The following is a 2340-nucleotide window of genomic DNA, read 5'->3' on the forward strand; positions in this document are numbered from 1 at the left end:
GTCCAAGAGGACGCGCGGCGCTGTGGTGAAACAGCAGGACACTGCATGACCATCGCCCCGCTGCCAAGCCACAGCGGGAAAAATCAGTTGGCAAAAAGGTTGCGCTTATCCCTGGCGGGCAGGCACCCGCACGACCAAGCCGTCAAGCGCATCGCGGACCTTGATCTGGCATGACAGGCGCGAGTTGGGCTGGACGTCGTAGGCGAAGTCCAGCATGTCCTCTTCCATCGCTTCCGGCTCGCCGACTTCAGCCGTCCAGGCTTCGTCGACATAGACGTGACAGGTGGCACAGGCGCAGGCACCGCCGCATTCGGCTTCGATCCCGGGCACGGCGTTGCGGATCGCGTTCTCCATGACCGTAGAGCCGTTCTCGGCGTCCATGTCGAAATGCGTGCCGTCATGGGCAATGAAAGTCAGCTTGGTCATTTGTCACCTGAAGGGAGTTGCAGCCGAGATAATCACTCCGGCTGACAAGTCAACTGCCGCATGAAAGCGCCGCCCGATGACGTTTTTCCGCAAATCGGATTCGGCGCGGATTCAGCGGTTGATGGCGGCGATGAAATCGCGCACTTCGTCGATCAGCGTACCAAGCCGCTTGAGCGTCTGGCCGTCTTCCGGCCGGTGCTCGATCTCGGTGGCGCAATCGGCGATGGCAAAGGCGCCCACGCCCCGTGCCGAACCCTTTAATCCATGGGCGAGCAGAAGCCGGTCCTTGATATCGGCGTCGACTATTCTGTCACGCACGGACAGCGCCTGCTGTACAAATAGCGCCAGAACCTCTTGCTCAAGGCTGCGGTCACCCATTGTCTGGCGGGCAAGGTGTGCCAAATCGACCGGCCGTGACCGTCTTGGTCCGGATACATCTCCCCCGGGCATTGAGAAGGCGATGCCGCTTTCGCCACGCATGAACTCGAACTCCGTTTCTTCGACTCGCCCAAAAACCTAGGCGAATCCAATGGACAACGGGTTAATGAATGGCCCGGAAAAATGTTGCCAAAGCGGCGTCCAAATCACAGTTCCGTTAACCTTATATTTAAAGTTTTACGTATCCCGCGGAATGCATGTTTTCTTTACCCCCCTGTGTCATTACGATACGAGGGGTCCATTTTCAGCCTCCTGCGCGGGGCAAGACAAACAGAATTATAAGCCCGCGGCAGCTAGTACAGGGTAGCGAAGGCATGGCAAAGAAACCGACGACGAGAACTCTCGACAGCGAAGTGGCCAGGGAACTGGAAAAGGCGCTCGATCTCGACCTCAGCAATGAGATCGGCAGCGGCGACCTCGATATCGCGGCTTCGATGGAGGATCTTGAAGCGCAGATATCCCAGGCGGCCGACGAGCTGGCGCGCGAGGGACGCAATCATAAGCCGGAACAGAACCCGGAGCCGGTGGTCAACCAAAACCAGGCCGCGAAACCCGCGCCCAAGGCCAAACCTGCCGAATTGCGCCCCGTGGAACCGCGCAATGGCGCCCAGCCCGCAGGTTTCGCGCCGGCCAATGACGATCGCCAGAAGGATTACAAGACGCTCCTGCACAGCCTCAACAGGCGTGCCTCGAACACCATTTACTGGGTCGTCGCCTTCGTTTCGCTCGCCTGGTTCGCCGGTGCCGGTGGTTTGGCCAATCTGCTTTTCGGACCGAGCATCTGGAGAATCCGCACGCTCGACCAGTTCCTTGCCCGTCCGGAACTGATCGGCCTCGCCGTCGCGGCCATCGTGCCCGTCATCCTGTTCTGGGCCTTCGCCGCCATGATTCGCCGCGCCCAGGAAATGCGCATCGCCGCACAGTCGATGACCGAAGTGGCCTTCCGCCTGACCGAGCCGGAAAACCTTGCCCAGGATCGCGTCATGATGATCGGCCAGGCCGTTCGTCGCGAGGTCGCGGCGATGGGCGAAGGCATCGAACGCACGCTTGCCCGCGCCGTCGAACTGGAAACGCTTGTCCACAGCGAAGTCAACCAGATCGAACGCTCCTATTCCGAGAATGAATCCCGCATCCGTTCGCTGGTCGACGGCCTCGGCAGCGAGCGCGAAGCCGTCGTCACCCATGCCGAGCGCGTCCGCGCCTCGATTACCGGCGCGCATGAGACGCTGAAGGACGAGATCGGCGCGGCTTCCGACATCATTCGCGACTCGATCCTCAATGCATCGACCAAATTGTCGATGACGATCACCAATTCCGGCGACACGCTGATCGACCGCATCAACGAAAGCTCGATGTCGATCTTCGATTCCGTCGAAGGCCGGCTCGATTCGATCACCGACCGTCTGTCGACCTCGGGCGAGGCCTTCGCCAGCCTTCTCGACACCCGCATTGCCAAGCTGACGGACACCACGGACG

At 60.5% G+C, this 2340-nt stretch carries 2 protein-coding genes and 1 pseudogene; 1 reads left to right on the forward strand and 2 read right to left on the reverse strand.

Annotated elements, in window-relative coordinates; all coding sequences use genetic code 11:
* Window positions 1-105: 105 nt before the first annotated feature.
* Together ENZ74_RS29540 and ENZ74_RS29545 are read right to left on the reverse strand one after the other, a co-directional pair.
* A complete protein-coding gene (locus ENZ74_RS29540; protein ID WP_013531878.1) occupies window positions 106-426 on the reverse strand; it encodes a 2Fe-2S iron-sulfur cluster-binding protein in 321 nt (106 codons plus the stop codon).
* A gap of 111 nt (window positions 427-537) precedes the next feature.
* Complete coding sequence (locus ENZ74_RS29545) at window positions 538-906, reverse strand: Hpt domain-containing protein (protein WP_023813039.1); 369 nt, start codon at window positions 904-906, stop codon at window positions 538-540.
* A 272-nt stretch (window positions 907-1178) separates the two neighbouring features.
* Here ENZ74_RS29545 and ENZ74_RS29550 point away from each other — a divergent pair.
* Window positions 1179-2340 (forward strand): annotated as a pseudogene (locus ENZ74_RS29550) (kinesin); the annotation flags it as partial.

Origin of the sequence: Mesorhizobium sp. M7A.F.Ca.CA.002.15.2.1, from assembly GCF_003998715.1 — a bacterium.
In the GTDB taxonomy this organism is placed as follows: domain Bacteria; phylum Pseudomonadota; class Alphaproteobacteria; order Rhizobiales; family Rhizobiaceae; genus Mesorhizobium; species Mesorhizobium ciceri.